15 protein-coding genes are annotated in these 17002 nt (G+C 71.0%); 7 read left to right on the top strand and 8 right to left on the bottom strand.

Features of this window, described 5'->3' with window-relative positions:
- Window positions 1-18: 18 nt before the first annotated feature.
- Both ACIBO2_RS23950 and prfH read left to right on the top strand, forming a co-directional pair.
- On the top strand, window positions 19-1182 hold the full coding sequence (locus ACIBO2_RS23950) for an RNA ligase RtcB family protein (RefSeq protein WP_397299261.1): 1164 nt from the start codon (window positions 19-21) through the stop codon (window positions 1180-1182).
- The gene (gene prfH, locus ACIBO2_RS23955) at window positions 1179-1871 is read left to right on the top strand and encodes a peptide chain release factor H (protein ID WP_358542143.1); all 693 of its coding nucleotides are present in this window, start codon (window positions 1179-1181) and stop codon (window positions 1869-1871) included. Before ACIBO2_RS23950 ends, prfH begins: the two co-directional genes overlap by 4 nt.
- Before the next feature lie 32 nt (window positions 1872-1903).
- Here the strand turns inward: prfH and ACIBO2_RS23960 are convergent, their stop codons facing one another.
- The gene (locus ACIBO2_RS23960; RefSeq protein WP_397299264.1) at window positions 1904-2449 is read right to left on the bottom strand and encodes an FAD-dependent oxidoreductase; all 546 of its coding nucleotides are present in this window, start codon (window positions 2447-2449) and stop codon (window positions 1904-1906) included.
- A gap of 24 nt (window positions 2450-2473) precedes the next feature.
- On the opposite strand from ACIBO2_RS23960, the gene ACIBO2_RS23965 reads away from it, so the two are divergent.
- On the top strand, window positions 2474-2671 hold the full coding sequence (locus ACIBO2_RS23965) for a thiamine pyrophosphate-dependent enzyme (protein ID WP_397299267.1): 198 nt from the start codon (window positions 2474-2476) through the stop codon (window positions 2669-2671).
- A 33-nt stretch (window positions 2672-2704) separates the two neighbouring features.
- On the opposite strand, the gene ACIBO2_RS23970 is transcribed toward ACIBO2_RS23965, so the two are convergent.
- The 4 genes from ACIBO2_RS23970 to ACIBO2_RS23985 all read right to left on the bottom strand — a co-directional run bounded on the left by ACIBO2_RS23970 (window position 2705) and on the right by ACIBO2_RS23985 (window position 10560).
- Entirely contained in the window at window positions 2705-5608 is a 2904-nt protein-coding gene (locus ACIBO2_RS23970; RefSeq protein WP_358542148.1) for a BTAD domain-containing putative transcriptional regulator, read from the bottom strand.
- A 103-nt stretch (window positions 5609-5711) separates the two neighbouring features.
- Window positions 5712-6047 carry a hypothetical protein gene (locus ACIBO2_RS23975; protein ID WP_358542151.1) on the bottom strand — a complete coding sequence of 112 codons (336 nt, stop codon included), beginning with the start codon at window positions 6045-6047 and terminating at the stop codon, window positions 5712-5714.
- Between the two features lie 127 nt (window positions 6048-6174).
- Window positions 6175-7557 carry an NAD(P)/FAD-dependent oxidoreductase gene (locus tag ACIBO2_RS23980; RefSeq protein ID WP_397299271.1) on the bottom strand — a complete coding sequence of 461 codons (1383 nt, stop codon included), beginning with the start codon at window positions 7555-7557 and terminating at the stop codon, window positions 6175-6177.
- A gap of 168 nt (window positions 7558-7725) precedes the next feature.
- Window positions 7726-10560 (bottom strand): BTAD domain-containing putative transcriptional regulator, encoded by a 2835-nt coding sequence (locus ACIBO2_RS23985; protein WP_358542155.1) that lies wholly within the window; start codon window positions 10558-10560, stop codon window positions 7726-7728.
- Between the two features lie 128 nt (window positions 10561-10688).
- Between ACIBO2_RS23985 and ACIBO2_RS23990 the strand changes: the two genes are divergently transcribed.
- Complete coding sequence (locus ACIBO2_RS23990; RefSeq protein ID WP_358542158.1) at window positions 10689-11645, top strand: cyclase family protein; 957 nt, start codon at window positions 10689-10691, stop codon at window positions 11643-11645.
- Window positions 11646-11696: 51 nt separating this feature from the next.
- Here the strand turns inward: ACIBO2_RS23990 and ACIBO2_RS23995 are convergent, their stop codons facing one another.
- From ACIBO2_RS23995 to ACIBO2_RS24005, 3 genes are all read right to left on the bottom strand, one after another.
- Window positions 11697-12203: a pyridoxamine 5'-phosphate oxidase family protein gene (locus ACIBO2_RS23995; protein WP_358542160.1), complete on the bottom strand. Its 507-nt coding sequence runs from the start codon at window positions 12201-12203 to the stop codon at window positions 11697-11699.
- A gap of 73 nt (window positions 12204-12276) precedes the next feature.
- On the bottom strand, window positions 12277-12702 hold the full coding sequence (locus ACIBO2_RS24000) for a VOC family protein (protein ID WP_358542279.1): 426 nt from the start codon (window positions 12700-12702) through the stop codon (window positions 12277-12279).
- 155 nt (window positions 12703-12857) lie between these two features.
- Window positions 12858-14156 (bottom strand): MFS transporter, encoded by a 1299-nt coding sequence (locus tag ACIBO2_RS24005; RefSeq protein ID WP_358542162.1) that lies wholly within the window; start codon window positions 14154-14156, stop codon window positions 12858-12860.
- A gap of 46 nt (window positions 14157-14202) precedes the next feature.
- On the opposite strand from ACIBO2_RS24005, the gene ACIBO2_RS24010 reads away from it, so the two are divergent.
- Genes ACIBO2_RS24010 through ACIBO2_RS24020 form a run of 3 tightly spaced genes read left to right on the top strand, consistent with a single transcriptional unit; the run spans window position 14203 to window position 16897 of the window.
- Window positions 14203-15102 (top strand): LysR family transcriptional regulator, encoded by a 900-nt coding sequence (locus ACIBO2_RS24010; protein ID WP_358542164.1) that lies wholly within the window; start codon window positions 14203-14205, stop codon window positions 15100-15102.
- Between the two features lie 43 nt (window positions 15103-15145).
- The gene (locus ACIBO2_RS24015; RefSeq protein ID WP_358542166.1) at window positions 15146-16135 is read left to right on the top strand and encodes an alpha/beta hydrolase fold domain-containing protein; all 990 of its coding nucleotides are present in this window, start codon (window positions 15146-15148) and stop codon (window positions 16133-16135) included.
- Between the two features lie 36 nt (window positions 16136-16171).
- Window positions 16172-16897, top strand: a complete 726-nt coding sequence (locus tag ACIBO2_RS24020; RefSeq protein WP_358542168.1) for a WYL domain-containing protein — start codon at window positions 16172-16174, stop codon at window positions 16895-16897.
- The last annotated feature ends 105 nt before the right edge of the window (window positions 16898-17002 follow it).

The following is a 17002-nucleotide window of genomic DNA, read 5'->3' on the forward strand; positions in this document are numbered from 1 at the left end:
TCAGCGAAGAGAGCGTCCTTGTCTCAGCACCCTTTCCCCACGGCCACGGTCACCGTGTTCGCCTCCCCCACCAGCTGGATCGAGTCCGATGCCGTCGCGCAATGCCATCAGGTGGCCGCCCTCGACGGCATGACGCACGTCGCCGCCATGCCAGACCTGCACCCCGGCAAGGGCGCCCCCATCGGCGCCGCCATGGCGTCGACCATCCTGTACCCGTTCCTGGTGGGCTCCGACATCGGTTGCGGGATCGCCGTGTTCCCCGTCAAGCTCAAGCGTGCCGTGCCCGAGAAGCTCGCCGCCCGGTTCCCCGACCTCGATCGCGCGCTCGACCCTGAGCAGGATGCCGACGACCCGGCCTGGGCGGTTGTGAAGGGCGATATTCCCGCCGGTCACGTCGAAGGTCTCGGGACGGTCGGCCGAGGTAACCACTTCGTCGAGCTGGCGCGAATCGGGACCGTCTTCGAGCCGGACCACGCGAGCCGACTCGGGCTCGCCGCCGATGACCTGGTTCTCATCGTCCACAGCGGTTCCCGAGGGTTGGGCGAACGGATCCTGCGCGCGCACACCGAGGTCCACGGCGCGGGCCCCGCCCCTGATCCCGAGACCTACCTGGCAATGCATGACGACGCCGTACGCTGGGGATCACTCAACCGGCGGCTGCTGGCCGCCCGGGTCGCCCATGCCCTGGGGGCCGAGCCCACCGAGCCGATCATCGACCAATGCCACAACCTGGTCGAAATCCGCGACGGGATCTACCTGCACCGCAAGGGAGCGGCGCCGGGTGACGGCCGCGACGTGCTCATCGCCGGTACGCGCGGCACCCCTTCCTACCTCGTGGCCGCCCACGCCGGGCCGGGCGCCGGCCATTCCGTGGCGCACGGCGCCGGTCGCAAGATGTCCCGTGCCGACGCCCTGCGCCGCGGGCGGGCCAAGCACACGGTCGAAGAACTGCGCCGCACACCGGTGGGATCGCTGGTGGTGTGCGGCGACCGCCAGTTGCTCTTCGAGGAGGCGCCGACGGCGTACAAGCGCATCGAGCAAGTGATCGCCGACCTCGTCGAGCACGACCTGGCCACGCCCGTGGCCACCACGATCCCGCTGGTCACCTACAAGACGCCCGACCTCGGGTCGGCGCCCCAGAGGGCCGGCCGGGAGCAGCGCCGCAAGCGGGGGCGGCGGTGAGCGACCAGGCGGTGAGCGACCATCTGACAGTGAGCGTCCACCTGCTCCTGTCGGCCGGGCGCGGCCCACAGGAGTGTGCCTGGGCGCTGGCCCGGCTGCTGCACCGCCTGGAAGCCGACGCCACCCAGCAGAATCTGGAGACTCACCGGGCCCATATCGCTCCCGGTGACCGGCCCGGCACCTACCGATCGGTCCTCATCCGGATCGCGGGAGACGGCTCCGAGGCGTTCGCCGCCTCATGGACCGGAACTCTGTGCTGGCAGGCGCCCAGCCCCTACCGGGTCAACACCGGCCGGAAGAACTGGTACGTCATCTCCCAACCGTGCCAGGTCGACGCCCCGCGTACGACGTTCGCGGAAGGAGACGTCGACATCGTCGCCTGCCGCACCGGCGGCCCCGGCGGTCAACATCGCAACAAGGCCAGCACGGCAGTACGAGCGACCCACCGGCCCACGGGGCTCGTCGTCGTTGTCGACACCGAGCGGCAGTTCACCCTCAATCGCCGGATCGCCATGCGGCTGCTGCGGGAGCGCATAGAGCATGGCGACGAGGCGGCGGAGCGCGCCGTCATCGCCGCCCGGTGGCGTGTCCACGATGAGCTCGTACGCGGTAATCCCACCCGCGTCGAACGCCCGGAACCGTCGAAGCAGGACCTGATCCCGCAGGTGCGGACACGCCGGCGGCGGTGACAGTCCACCCCGGTCACGCCCACCGCTCTGGGTCAGGTGGAGATCGACAACCTCGGATCGACCAGGCGCTCGTTGCGCGGGTGGTGGATGTTGAGCTGCGGCCGCAACATCGCGAGCTGTCCTCTGAGTGAGAGCATTTCGGAGTCGTTCCACAGCTCCTTCGCGCCGAGCCCGGTGCAGTTGATGATCACCTTCTGCGTCAAGGACGTGAGCACGTCCGCGCTGTTGATGAATCTCCGATTCACGAACGTGACGCCGCGCGCCCTCAGGTCGCGTTCCAGCCTGGGTATGAAGATGGGCGGTTCGACGAGCAACGTCCGGTACCTGCATCCGGAAGTGTTGTGCCCCTCGAACGGCAGACGCCGCAGGTATTCGCGCTGCGGCAACAGCCCTGGCACGCGGTCGTGCACCACCTCGATACCTGAGGTGGCGTTGACGCTGTAGTTGTCACACTCGGAGACGCCGAAGCCCTTGCCGATGCAGGCCTTGAACATCGTGTAGGCGGTTCTGATGATGTATTGGAACCTGCCGGTCAAGGGCCGCGACGGGTTCCTGTGCGGCGCCGTGTGGGCCTCCATTCGCACTACTTCAGCGATCCCAGGGTGCCACCGAAGCCCCACGTCCTGCTCAACCAATGGGACTTCGTCAAGCTGGCCAACAGCCTCGGCGTCCGGTCCACCCACTCCGTCGACACTGCGGCGGAGCTCGACCAGGCGCTCGCCACCGTGAAGACATCCACGGCCCCGGCGCTGATCGTCGCGAAGGTCAACCCGCGCGGCCTGCCGGCGCGGTTGCCCTGACCCGCGCGGCCGCTGGACAGGCTGCCGGCCCACCTATGAGCGGATCGTGAGCAGGCTCACCAGGAGGGTGGTCAGTTTCGCCAGGGACAGTTCGCGTCCCCGGGCCGTCAGGCGTTCGTACTCGTCCTGCGGGAGGGCTTCGCGTACGGCGGCGGCCTCGCGGGGGCCGTCCATCGGGTCCATCAACTCGGGGGAGAAGCCCACCCGGCGGCCGACCGCCGCCACACCGCCCATCAGCACGGCTGCCTGCTCGGCCTGCCCGGTCAGTACGAGGGCGTGGGCGGCGGTGTGGATGAGCACAAGCCTGGAGGTGACGTCCTGGTGACGGTCGAGCGCGTTCAGGATGCCGGCGGCGATCTCCAGAGCACGCCGGCCGTCACCACGATCGCACGCGGTCTTCATGGCGGCCCACGCGGCGGAGCCGGCCGCCCAGTCGTGGCCGCAGGAGTCAGCAGTCGTGATGGCTTCGGCCAGGATCGCGGCAGCGGCCGGAAGATCTCCTAGAACGCGGGCGAGCGTGCCCTGAACCATCAGCGCCTCGGCCACCAGCCAGTCCTCGCCGGCCCGCCGGGCGAGTTCGACCGCGCTGCGGGCGAGCGCCGGAGCGTCAACGGGCATTCCGGCGAGTACGCCGAAGTGCGTCTGGTAGACCCGCGCGGAAGCCTCGACCACCAGGTCACCGGCCTCCCGTGCCTCCTGCTCCGCCAGCACGACGGACTCGTACGCCCGCACCGGATTCCCGGCCAGATAGCTGAGCCCGCTGACGGCGAGCCGGGCCCTCCCCCGGACCGCCGGCTCGGCGTGCGGCGCCGCGGCGAAAGCCTTCGACATCCAGGACAGGCCTTCGGCGATGTGGCCCATGCGGTACCAGAACCAGTACAGGGCTCCGCCCAATCGCAGCGCGTAGTCGCCGTCACCGGCGGCCAGCGCGGAGGCGAAGGCGGCGCGGAACTCCGGCTGCTCCCGGGTCAGCCGGCCCAGCAGCACGGCCGCCTGAGGGCCGTGGAGCCTGCGCTCGGCGCTCTCCGCCTGGGCCAGGACCCAGGCACGGTGCCGTTGCTGGGTCCGCGCGAGGTCGTCCAGGTCGAGTTCGCGCAGCGCGTACTGACGCAGCGTCTCCAGCAACCGGTAGCGGCGTGGAGCGGTCCCGGGCTCGACACCGACCAGCGACTTGCGGACCAGGGCCGACAAGGGAGGCAGCACGGGAGTCTGGCCTCCGACCACGCCGGCGGCGTCGAGGTCGAACCCGGCGGCGAACACGCTCAGCCGGTGGAAGAGCCGCCGTTCTTCGGGTTCGAGCAGCCGGTGGCTCCAGGCGATCGTGGACTCCAGCGCACGATGCCGGGCGGGCAGGTCGAGAGGGCCGCCGACCAGGATGCCGAAGCGGTTTTCCAAGGCGTCGGCGATCTGGCCGATGGAGAGCATCCGGCATTGCGCGGCGGCCAGTTCGATGGCGAGCGGAATGCCGTCGAGGCCGGCGCAGAGCCCGGGGATCCGGTCGAGGTCGTCCACGTCGGGGGACCATGTGGACAGCTCGGCAGCTCGTTCCCGGAAGAGTTCGGCGCCATCGCCGTCAGGGTCGAGCGGCCGTACCTCGTAGACCGCCTCGCCCTCGACGCCCAGCGCTTCGCGGCTGGTGGCCAGCACTCGCAGGCCGCCGCAGCGGCTCAGCAGCACACCGGTCAGGGTGGTGACCGCGTCCAGCAGGTGTTCGCAGTTGTCGAGGACCAGCAGCAGCCGCCGTCCGGCGAGCACGGCTGACAGGTCTTCGGCCGAGGATGCCCCGGGGATGCCGACGGCGGTGCCGATCGTGGCGGGCAGCAGCTCGGGTGAGGTGAGGCCGGCCAGTTCGACCAGCCACGGCCCGTCGGTGCTGTCGGTACGGGCTCTGGCCGTCTCCAGCGCGAGGCGGGTCTTGCCCACTCCGCCCGGGCCGGTGAGGGTGACCAGCCGGTACTCGGTCAGCAGACGCTCCACGGTGGCGATGTCGTCTGTACGTCCGACGAGGCTGGACAAGGCGAACGGCAGGTTACCGGCGGGCGCCGCCGCCGGACGGTTGTCAGAGGCGACGGAGGCGGTGCGGGGCCCGGTAGCGGCGGGAGTGGCGCCGCCGACGTGAGCGCCGGCGGTTCCGGCGGAGCGGGCGGGCGGCGGGTCGAGCCGGGGGTCCTGGGCGAGCACCGCGGACTCCAGGTCGCATAACGCGGGTCCGGGGTCGATGCCCAGCTCGTCAGCGAGCCGTCGCCGTGCCGTGCGCAGCGCCGCCATCGCATCAGCTTGCCGCCCAGACCGGTACAGGGCGAGGACGAGCAGCTCCCAGCCGCGTTCGCGCAGCGGTTGCTCGGCCACCAGGGCCTCCAGCTCGCCGACCGCCGCGGCGTGCCTGCCCAGGTCGATGGTGGCGGCCAGCCGGTCCTCGTACGCGGCCGCACGCAGGTCCTCCAGCCGGGCCGCTTCCGTGAAGGCGAAACCGGCCCCGCCGAAGTCCGCGTAGGCGGGACCACGCCACAGCTCCAGCGCCTCGGTGAGCACTTCCACGGCGGGGCCCGGTCTGCCGCCGTCCAACGCCCGCCGCCCCGCCATGGCGAGGTCGGCGAAGCGCTCGGCGTCCACCGCGGCCGGATCCGTCCGCAGCGCGTACCCCATCCCCTCACGGACCAGCAGCCGGGGCGGAGCGCCGGCCGGGCGTTCCGGCTCCAGGGCCCGGCGCAGCTGGGAGATGTACGCGTGGAGGGTCGTCGGTGAGGAGGGTGGTGAGCCTTCCCACGCCTGGGACGTGATCCGCTCGGCGGAGACCATCCTGCCCCCGGCGATCAGCAGGACAGCGAGGATTGCCCGCTGTCGTAGACCCCCCAGGCCGACCGCCTGTCCCGCCAGCTCGGCCCGGAGCGGACCGAGCACCCCGAACCGCACGATATCGGGAGCGACCCCACCCATCGGCCTCCCTCTCGCACGTTATGAAGATCTCCTGCGAGAGTAATCGAAGGGCTGCGGCCCAGGAAGGGGCGGGAACGGGTGCCTGGTGCGGCTGTGGAGACGGTCAGCTCGAGCAGGTGGCCGTGACCGAGACGTACCGGCGGACGGCGTCTCCGTTCGTGGCCGTCACCGTGAGCATGTCGCGGCTGAAAGCATCGGAGTCCGTGTCCAGGCTGGTCGAGACCGACACTCCGGTGACGGCGGTGATCTTGATCGTCCCGGTCAGCATCGTGGGGGCGTACGAAGGGCACATGACCAGGAAGGATCTGGTGGCGCCGGGCTCGACCCAGACCGCGTTGCCCGCGCCGGCCGTCGCCGCCGAGGCCGGAGCCGCGATGGCCGTCAGCCCACCGGCCACGGCGGTCGCCAGGATGATGCCCGCGGTGATGTTCTTGAACATGATGATGTCCTTTCGGGTTTCGGATGCCGAGGCTCGGAATGAGCCCCGACTCAGGTTTCGGATGCCGAGGCTCGGGATGAGCCCCGACTCGGGTTTCGGATGCCGAGGCTCGGGATGAGCCGCGACTTCATTGACCGGCCGGGATCTGCTCCCGGGCCGGAAGTCGGAGGTGTCCCGGGCCGCCGCCGGACCGCGGCCGGAGCACGCGGGCCAGGACACCGGGCGACAACAGGAGCTGTGGAGGGGCCTGCAGGTTGGCGACGCTCAGGAAGGCGTGCCCGACCACCGGGTCCGCTGCCGCGGCCACGTGGAGGCGGGCGATGTAGCGGTTGAGCAGCTTCACGCGCAGCGGGCGTGGCGCCTCGACGGACGGGAACCGCAGATCACCACCGACCGACAGGTCCCAGGGCACGTCGATGATCCGCGCCGCCCGCTCGAAGAAGCGGCGGGCCAGGCCGTCGCGCCGGCCGTCCGCCAAGCACTCACGCAGGGCGACGGCCTCGCAGGCGGCCACCGTCATGCCCTGCCCGTAGCTGGGATTGAACTGGCACAGGGCATCGCCGAACACCACATAGCCCTCGGGGAAACGGCCCATCCGTTCGTAGCGGCGCCGGATGCTCACGGGAATGCGCATCCGCCGCGGCTCCCCCAGCGGTTCCAGGCGCTTCAGGAGGCGGTGCAGGTCCGGGACCGGAAGCCGGGCGGCGAACCCGTGGTACCCGTCCGGGTCGACGGGTGGGACGTCGTCGCCCATGCCGAACAGGGTGACGAGCCAGCGGTCTCCCTCGCCGCTGAGTGCGACCCCACCCCTGGGGACCGACGCGCTGTGCCCCACCACCATGGCGGCGAAGTCGGCGTCGCCCGGCCGCCGGCGGTACTCACGCGAGACGTACTGCAGCCCGGAGTCGACACGTTCCTCCGGCGCGGGCTCGTATCCCAGCCGGCGCAGCCACTCCGCGCCCCGGTTTCCCCGGCCCACGGCGTTCACCACGAGATCGGCCGCCATGTCCTCGGGCCGGTGCCCCGAACGCTGGAGGCGTACTCCGGTGACCGCGCCGTCCCCGCCGGCGATCGGCTCGACCACCTCGCAGCGTTCGTGGATCATCACGCCGGGAAGATTCGCGACGCGGGACCGCAGGTACCGTTCGAGTTCCGGCCGGCTCACCGTCAGGCCGCGCAGCCGCGAAGGCGCGGGGTGCAGCAGCCGGCCGTCGTTGTACCAGCGGACGTCGTCCTGGATGTCGCAGGCGGTGGCGCCCGCGGCGACCAGGTCCGCGGGCAGCCCGGGGAACAGCTCCTCGAGGATCTCGCAGCCCCGGGACAGCAGCCCGTGCGCGTGATGCCCCTGCGGCACACCCCGCCGGGGGACACCCTGGACGGGCAATGCGTCGCGGTCGATCACCGTGACCCGGTCGAACGTCTCGCGCAGCACCCTGGCCGCCAGGAGCCCGCCGATCCCCGCTCCCGCGACGACGGCGTGTCCGGTAGGCGGGTGTCCGATGCTTGTCATGGCGCCACCGCAGTACGGATCATCCGCTTGATCATGATTCACCTCGTTGTTCGGCCGCCCGGACCAGGCGGCGCCGCGTTCACAACAACGAGAGTGGGCCGGCCTGCTTCGAGGCCGGTGGGAACCGGCTTTCCCAGCGACTTCCAAGGCTCACTTGGAACGCCCCGATCAGCGAATGAGTGAGGTGAGCAGGGCGCTCGCGTCCCGCCGGGACATCGCGCGCCCGTGGGCCGCGTGACGTTCGTACTCCTGCGGCGGAAGTGCCCCGCGTACGGCGGCGGCCTCGCGCGGCCCGTCCAACGGGTCCATCAGCTCCGGGGAGACGCCGGCTCGCTTGCCAATGGCCTCCACGGCCCCCATGAGCACGGCCGCGTGCTCGGCCTGCCCGGTCAGCGCGAGGGCGCGGGCCGCGCTGTGCACCGTCACCAGCCAGAAGGAGATGTCTCCGTAACGGTCCATCGTGGCCAGGATGTCCGCCGCGATGGCCAGTGCCCGAGCGCCGTCCCCGCGGTCCGAGGCCGTCTTCATCTCGCACCAGGCCGCCCCGTCCGCCGCCCAGTCGTGGCCACTGGCGCGAGCGGCGCCGATGGCCTTCTGGAAGACGCTGTCGGCGCCCGGCAGATCCCCCAGCAGCCGCAGGACCATGCCCTGGATCATGAGCGTTTCCGCTTCCAGCCAGTCCAGGCCGCTGCGCCGGGCCACCTCGACGGCCTCGCGGGCGAGAGCCTCGGCGTCGAGCGCCGCCCCGGTCAGCAGCCCCAGGTAGGCGGCGTACGCGGTCGCGAGCGCCTCCGTCACCGGGTCGCCCGCCTGACGGGCCTCCCCCATCGCCGAACGGGCCGCCTGGTACGCCTGTGGCGGCTGTCCGGCCAGGTAGTGCAGTCCCACGACCGCGAACCGGGCACGCGCCCGCACATCCGCGCCGGCTCGCGGGGCCGCCGCGAACGCCTCGGACAGCCAGGCCAGGCCCTCCGCGACATGACCCATGCGGAACCAGAACCAGAACAGCGCGCCGCCCAGCCGTAGCGCGTACTCGCCGTCACCTGCCGCCAGCGACGAGGCGAACGCGGCCCGGAACTCAGCCTGATCGCGGGTCAGCCCGTTCAGCAACGCCGCTCCCTGCGGGCCGCGGAGATGACGTTCGGCGTTCTCGGCCCGGGCCAGAACCCAGGCGCGGTGGCGTTCCCGTGCCCGGGCCAGCTCATCGGCGGAGAGCGAGGCCAGGGCGTACTGGCGCAAGGTCTCCAGCATCCGGTAGCGGCGTGGCGCCGTGCCGGTTTCCGCGGTGACCAGCGATTTGCGGACCAACCCCAGCAGCGGCGCCAGGACGGGATCGACCCCTCCCACAGCGGCGGCCGCCTCCAGGTCGAAGCCGGCTTCGAACACGCCGAGCCGGTGGAAGAGCCGGCGTTCGGCCGGCTGCAGCAGTTGATCGCTCCAGGCGACCGTGTCCAGTAGCGTGCGATGACGGTCCGGCCGTCCGGCTGATCCGTCCACCAGCAAGGTGAAGCGGTCCGCTACGGCATCGGCTATCTGGGCCACGGACAGCGCCCGGCTCTGCGCGGCGGCGAGTTCGATGGCCAGCGGGATGCCGTCGAGCCGTACGCACAGGGCGGCGATCCTTTCCCTGTCGCCCGGCTCGGCCGCCCAGCCGGGCGAGACGGCCGCCGCACGGCGCAGGAACAGGTCCGCGGCCTCCGTGGCGGCATCCAGCGGCGGTACTTCGTAGACCGTCTCACCCGAGATGCCCAGGGGTTCGCGGCTGGTGCACAGCATCCGTACGGTGCCGCAGCGGGTCAGCAGGGTGTGGACCAGCATGGCGGCGGGGACCAGCAGATGCTCGCAGTTGTCCAGGACGATCAGCATGTCACGGTCGGCGATCATCCCGGCCAGCTGATCGGGGGACGCCGCGGTGGGCAGCCCAAGGGCGGCGGCCATGGTCCCGGTGAGCAGTTCGGGCGCGTGCAGACCGGCCAGTTCCACGAGCCAGGGCCCGTCGGCGTCGGTACGGGCGCGTGCGACCTCCAAGGCCAGGCGGGTCTTGCCGACCCCGCCCGGGCCGGTGAGCGTGACCAGCCGGTGCCCGTCCAGCAGGGACGCGATGGCCGTGAGGTCGCCGCCGCGGCCGACGAAGCTGGACAGTGCGAACGGCAGATTGCCCGAAGGCTGCGCCGAAGCCGCGGCCGGAGGGTATGACATGCGGGTGGGCTCAGCCGGCACCGGGGCCAGCCGCGGGTCCTGGGCGAGTACGGCCGCCTCCAGGTCGCGCAGGCCGCGTCCCGGGTCGATGCCCAGTTCGTCGGCCAGCCTTCCGCGTACCGCTCGAAGGGTGGCGAGCGCGTCGGCCTGCCGTCCTGACCGGTATAAGGCGAGGACGAGCAGCTCCCAGCCGCGCTCCCGCAGCGGTTGCTCGGCGATCACCGCCTCCAGCTCGCCCACGGCGGCGGCGTGCTCCCCCGACGCGATGACGGCCGCGAGCCAGTCCTCGCGGATGGTGGCCCGCAGATCCTCCAGCCGGGTCGCGTCGGGCACCGCGAAGGCGGCTCCGCCGAAGTCGGCATAGGCCGGACCTCGCCACAGCGCGAGCGCCTGTCCGAGCAGGTCGGCGGCGAGTCTCGGCTCGCCACCGTCCAGCGCGCGCCGGCCACGAGCGGCCAGATCGGTGAAGCGCTCGGCGTCAACCGCGGCGGGTACTGCCCGAAGGGCGTATCCGGGCCCCTCACGCACCAGCAACCGGGCCGGGGCGCCGGGCGCTCTTTCCGGCTCCAGGGTCCTGCGCAGATCGGCGACGTATCCATGGAGTGTCGTCAGGGAGGGAGGTCGCGAACCCTCCCACACTTCGGACAGGATCCGCTCCGCCGAGACGCTCCTGCCCCGCGCGATCAGCAGCAGCGCCAGCACGGCCCGCTGGCGAGGTCCGCCAAGCCCTGCCGGGCGACCGCCGACCTCGGCCCGGAGCGGCCCGAGAACACCGAATCTCACGTCCTCGGCCACCACGCTCACCAGCAGACCTCCCGCCGCACCAAACGCGCTGTGAGAATATCTTCCGCATCCTGAAGCGCCGCAAAACTCGCGTGTCGGGCGGCTCCTGCGCTGCCTCGAACCACGTGACCGGAGGAGTTGATGCTGGGATGACGGCAGAGCGACCGATGCCCACACAGGACGACGTGCTCGGGTACTTCAACACGCTGTCGAACTGGGGACGGTGGGGCGACGACGACGAGCTCGGCACCCTGAACCACATCACCGACGACGTCCGGCTGGCGGCGGCTCGGGCCGTGCGCCACGGCAGGAGTGTGTCGTGCGCGTGGGAGGTCGCCGTACCGGAAGACATGGAGCGGTCGACGACGGCGTGCCCGTGCGCCGCCGACATGCCGGGTGCCGAGAACATGCCGGTGCCCGCATTCCACAACGACCGGCGCTGGGGCTTCTCGAACGAGCGGCTCGGCATCATGTTCCACGGCAACACCGTCACCCACATCGACTCGCCGTGTCACATCTTCTGGGACGGCACGATGTACAACGGGCGGTCGCACTCGCTGGTCGACGCCGCGACGGGATCGGCGTGGGCGGCCGTCACCGCGGCGGCGAACGGGATCATCACGCGTGGCGTCCTGCTGGACATCGCGAGGGTCCGCGATGTGCCGTGGCTGGAACCGGGTCAGGGTGTGTATCCCGACGACCTCGAGGAGGCCGAGCGTCGCCAGGGTGTGCGGGTGCGATCGGGCGATGCGGTACTCCTGCGGACCGGCTACGGCCGCGTCCGGCACGAGGCCGGTGCGGCCGGCGGTTTCACGCAGGCCGGCTGGCACGCGTCCTGCCTGCCGTGGCTGCATGAACGGGGAGTGGCGCTGATCGGCGCTGACACCCCCCAGGACGTTCAGCCGTCGGGGTACGAAGACGTGTTGATGCCGGTTCACGCCGTGAGCCTCGTCGCGATGGGTCTGTGGCTGCTCGACAACTGCGACCTGGAGGCGTGCGCGACGACGGCCGCCGAGCTCGGCCAGTGGGACTTCCACCTCGCGGTCGCGCCGGTCCGCTTCGCCGGTACGTCCGGCAGCCCAGTCAACCCGATCGCGACATTCTGACCCCGGTTCACGAGGGGGGCGATGCCACTGTCTGGCCGCCCCCTCCCCCGCTCAGCCGCGCTGACGCTCCTCCCGCTGTCGGAGCAGTTCCTCGACCGCGCTCGGCAGGGTCGTCTCGAAGTCGATCAGCTTCGCCCACGTCGGGGTCACGACGATCCGGACCATGCCGTCGTGGTAGAGCGAACGCACCTCCGCCTCCCACACAACCCGTTGCTCGGGCGTCATCTCATAGGTGCTGGTCTCCTGGAGATACTCGTCCGGGATGCCATCGACGAAGTCCAGCTCGGCCCGGCCCCGGATGAGCAAGATCTTGGGCGGGTGCACCTCGGTGTCGATCGTCAGGGCGACCATCGGGTTGTTGCGTAGGGCCAGGAGCTTCGGCGCGTTCTTCGCCGTGCACATGACGATCTCCGAGCCGTTCCAGGCGAACGCGATCGGGACATTACGGGGCGTGCCATCGTTGGCGACGTAGGCCAAGCGGGTCAGGTCGCGGGCCAGCAGTTCCTGGCTGATCGGTCGGTTCAGAACCTCGGTGACTTCGTTCGATCGCACGGTCATCTCTTTCATTGTCGTTTTCTTGGTCCGTCCAACGGATCGTTCTGGTTGGTCGCAGGTCGGCCGCGACGGGCTGTCAGCTGAGCTGCTCGCCCAGCGCGACGATGATCCCCTCGGGGCCGCGGACGTAGCAGAGCCGGTAGCTGTCCTCGTACTGGGCCAGCTCACCGATGAGTTCGGCGCCGTGAGTGCGCAGGCGGGCAACGACGTCCTCGATGTCGTCGACGGCGAACATGACACGATGCATGCCCAGCGTGTTGTGCGGCGGGTTGTGCGGTGTGGCGCCGATCGCCGCGGGGGTGAGGTATTTCGCCAGTTCCAGCCGGCCGTAGCCGTCTGGGGTCCGCATCATCGCGATGTCGCAGCGGACGCCGTCGAGTCCGACGGTGCGGTCCGCCCAGAGGCCCTCGATCTGCCCTTTGCCCTCCAACTCCATGCCGAGTTCTACGAAGAACGCAATGGCCGCCTCAAGGTTGTCGACGACAATGCCGACGTTGTCCATCCGCTGGAGCGTCATGGTGGTTCTCCTTCTTCGTTGCGCGGCCCGTTGTGGCCACTGGTGTACCTGGGACGGAGCCAGCACCACGTTCTCGACGCTGCGAAGCGTGCTGAGTTCTGGCTCCTGCTTCTGGACCCGGACGGCACCGATTTCACCTGTTACGCGGCGTGATCTAAGGAAGGCCTGCGCGATTCAACCGGCGTGGAGCCGTCAGCCGGGCTGGTCCGACGGAGCGACTGAACCGGATCCGACAGCCGCAGACCTGGGCTGAGGGCCGCGGTGACGGCGAGCGCCGCCACGGCCATCAGGCCCATCGCCGCGCCCGCGGGTACGTACTGCGCGATCAGGCCGGCCAGCGTGGCGCCGATCGCCTGCATCGCCTTCATTCCGCTGACGTGCAGGCCCAGTGCCTGGCCGCGGACGTCCTCGCCGGTCAGCGCGATCAGGCGCTCCTGCAGCAGCAGCGTGGAGGCGAAGCCGACCGAGGCCACCGCCGCGGCGCCGGCCAAGACCGGCGTGCCGAGCGGCAGCGCGAACAGCAGGTACGGAGCCGCGAGCAGGAACCGCAACGGGGTGACGAACCGCCCTCGCGCCCCCGGCGGCACGAACCGCCCGGCCGCCAGATCGCCGAACAGCATCCCCAGCGCCGCTGCCACGAACAATACGGCAGCCGCCCCCGGCGCGTACGGTACGAACAGCGCCTCGCAGCCCACCACCAGCCCGTTGGGCACCCACATCGACAGATAGACGGCCCGGCGGGCACGCGTGGACAGCAGGTGACGATTGACCCGCCAGGTGGCCGCGACGGACGGACGCCCGACCGACCGCGCCGGCCGGGCGCCGAGCCCGCACCGCAGCACCAGCGCGGCGACGAAAGCCAGCGCCGCACCGATGGCCAGCGTCATGCGCGGCGACACCACTGCCAGCAGGACGCCACCGACCGCGAACCCGGCGATCTGCATCGCGCCGACCGAGATGTTGAGCACCGAGCGGCCGAGCACGTACCCGTCCGGCGGCACGATGTCGCTGAGCAGCCCGTACCGGACGCCACTGCCGATCGAGTTGACCAGGCCCAGCGCGAGGATGACCGCGAACATCGCCCACAACGGCATGCCCGGCGCGGCCAGCGCCGCGCTGGCCGCGCCGCCGGCGAGCGCGGTCAGTGTCAGCGCCGTACGCGGCCGCACCCGGTCGGCCACCGACAGCAGCAGGGTGGCGCCGGCCAACTCGGCGAACGACGGCCCGAACATGCCCAGCGCCGCCAGCAGCGCCGAGTCCGTACGGGCGTACACCAGCGTGGCGAGCGCCAGCCCGTTCAGCGTGGTCGAGGCCACCTGCGCGCACGAGGCCGCGAACAGCGGCGTGAACTCGGGCGTGCGGAACAGTTCCCGGTACGTGTACATATCGGCGACCCTCCAGGTGATCTCACCGCCGAGTCTGCCCATGAGGTGCCACATGCGTCTAATGCCACTATTGGCGAAAATCCATAGATACCCTTGATGAATGCTCGATATCGTCCGGCTGCGCGTCCTGGCCGCGGTCGCCGCCCACGGCTCGGTCACCGAAGCCGCCAAGGCCCTGCACTACTCGCAGCCTTCGATCAGCCACCACCTGGCGCGACTGGAGACGGCGACCGGCGCCAGGCTCATCCAGCGCGTGGGGCGCGGCATCCGGCTCACCCCCGAAGGAGAACTGCTCGCCCGCCGGGCCACGGAGATCGTCGGCCGGGTCGACGCCGCCGACGCCGAACTGGCCGCCCAGCTCGGGCTGCGCACCGGCCGGGTCCGAATCGTCGCCTTCAGCTCCGCCCTGAGCGTCCTGGTCCCCCCGGCGGCCGTGGCTCTGCGCGAGTCGTACCCGAACATCGAACTGCACCTCGGCGACGCCCATCCCACGGCCGCCCGCCGGATGCTGCGCGAGGGATCGGCTGACCTGGCCATCATGTTCTCGTACGAGGACACGATGCCGGACGACGGCATCCGCTACTCCTACCTGCTCGACGACCCGGTGTACCTGCTCAGCCGCGAGCCCGGGCAGACCCTCACCGACCACCGGGACTCGGCCTGGATCGCCGGGTGCCCGAACTGCCGCGGCGACCTCGTCCGGATCTGCGAGGACGCCGGGTTCACCCCCCGCATCGCCTACAGCAGCGACGACATCCTCGTCCAGCAGGCCTTCGTCGCCGCCGGGCTGGGCGTCACCACCATGCCGGGACTGGCTCTGCGCACCCACCACGCGGACGGAGTCAAGGCCACCGAGCTGGCCGCCGCGCGGCGCCGGATCCACCTGGCGGCGTTCGGCGAGCCACCCGACCCGCCCGCCACCACCGCCTTCATCACCGCCCTGCGCACCACTCTCGACGAGCGCCCCTTGAAGAAGGCTGTGAGCGACATCACGCGTTGACCGTGACATAAGGGTGTCGCGGCGTGGCGGCATGGTTGGCCGCATGAACGTACCCACAATTCATCTGCTCGGCCTGGATCTCGACGAGTTGGCTGAGACCCGTGCCGTCAATGACCGCATGGAGAAGCTGCTCGACGGCCAGGTGCCGCTGCATGTCCAGGACGACCCCGTGGCGGCTCGTGAGTTTCAGCGCGCGGGCGGAGGCGGGTTCCCCACCCTCGCGACGGTTCCCGAGGCGAGTTGGCGGACCGTGACCACCTCCGACGGCGGCCGGCTCCGGCTCCGGGCCTTCCTCCCTCCGGACGGGCGCACACCGGAGGGCGTGTTCCTGCACTTCCACGGCGGCGGCGGGGTGATCGGCTCGGCGGACGGGCAGGATCCGCGCCTTCGCGATGTGGCCGCCAACTGCGGTGTGGCGGTGCTCAGCGTCGAGTACCGGCTGGCCCCGGAGCATCCTTACCCGGCGGGCAACGACGACGCCGAGCAGGCGGCGCTCTGGCTGGTGGCGAACTCCGCCGCCGAGTTCGGCACGCGGCGGTTGCTCATCGGCGGCGAGTCGGGCGGCGCGCGGCTGGCCGTCACCACGCTTCTGCGGCTGCGTGACCGGTACGGCGTGGCACCCGCCGAGGCGTTCCTGGCCGCGCAGCTCTCCTTCGGCGGCTACGACGTGGGTCACGGCACACCCAGCGGCCGCGCGTCGGGCGATCGAAACCGGCTGATCAACAGGCCGATCCTGGAATGGTTCCGGAGCAAGCAGTTTCCGGGACTGTCGCCCGACAAACGACTCGACCCTGACATCTCACCCCTCTATGGCGACTTGCGTGGTCTGCCGCTCGCGCGGTTCACGGTGGGAACAGCCGATCCCCTGCTCGACGACACACTGTTCATGGCGGCCCGCTGGGCGGCGGCGGGCAACGCGGCCGAACTGGTGGTGGCGGAGGAGGGCTGGCACGGGTTCACCTTGCATCCCACGACGCTGGCCCAGCGGGAGTTGGCGGCCCAGGAGGAGTTCCTACGCAGATGTCTGGCCTAACCTGGTACGCGTCCGTGCCTGTGACCCGATGACGCGATGAACCGTACCGAACGCCTCTATGCCCTGGTAGACGAGCTGCGCGCGACCGCGCCCCGGCCGCGCACCGTGGGCTGGCTGGCGGACCGGTTCGGGGTGTCGCGGCGTACCATCCAGCGCGATCTACAGGCGCTGATGGAGGCCAGGGTGCCAGTACGTGCGGAGGCCGGGCCGCGCGGGGGCTGGTTCATCGACCGCGACACCGCTCTGCCGCCGATCAACCTCACCGCCGCGGAGGCGCTGGCGGTGGCCGCGGCGCTGGCCGGGGCCGAGCAGACGACGCCGTTCTCGGCCGCGGGGCCGGCCGCCATGCGCAAGCTAGCGGCCGCACTGAGCGAGTCCGCCGTGGAGGAAGTGCGCGCCCTGACCGAACGCATCCATGTGCTGCCCGCCCGCACCGCCTCAGGCGTACTTCCGGTGGTTGAGCAGGCGGTGGCCCGTCGGCGAGTGGTCTGGATCCGATACGCCGACTCGGCGGGGCGGGAAAGCGAGCGCGAGGTGGAGCCGGGCGGCCTGCTCACCGCCTCGGGCTCGTGGTATCTGATCGGCTGGTGCCGCAGCCGCCGAGCTGGACGAGGCTTCCGCCTGGATCGCATCCTTGCCGCCGAACTGCGGGACGAGCCCTGCCCAGCCCGTACGGTGCCATCCTTGGACCACACGCTGGCCGAACGCGTCCGGCGGGCCGAAACGCTACGGACCCTCAGCCGGAGTACGACGCCCTCGTGATCCAGGCCCTCGCCCGCCCGAAGACGACGGTGATGTTTCCGTAGCGGAGACTATTCGCAGCGTATGCGCGCGTTTATCGTTCGGAGCCTGGCGAAAGCGAACCAA

Source organism: Nonomuraea sp. NPDC050022 (genome assembly GCF_044460705.1).
Lineage (GTDB): Bacteria > Actinomycetota > Actinomycetes > Streptosporangiales > Streptosporangiaceae > Nonomuraea.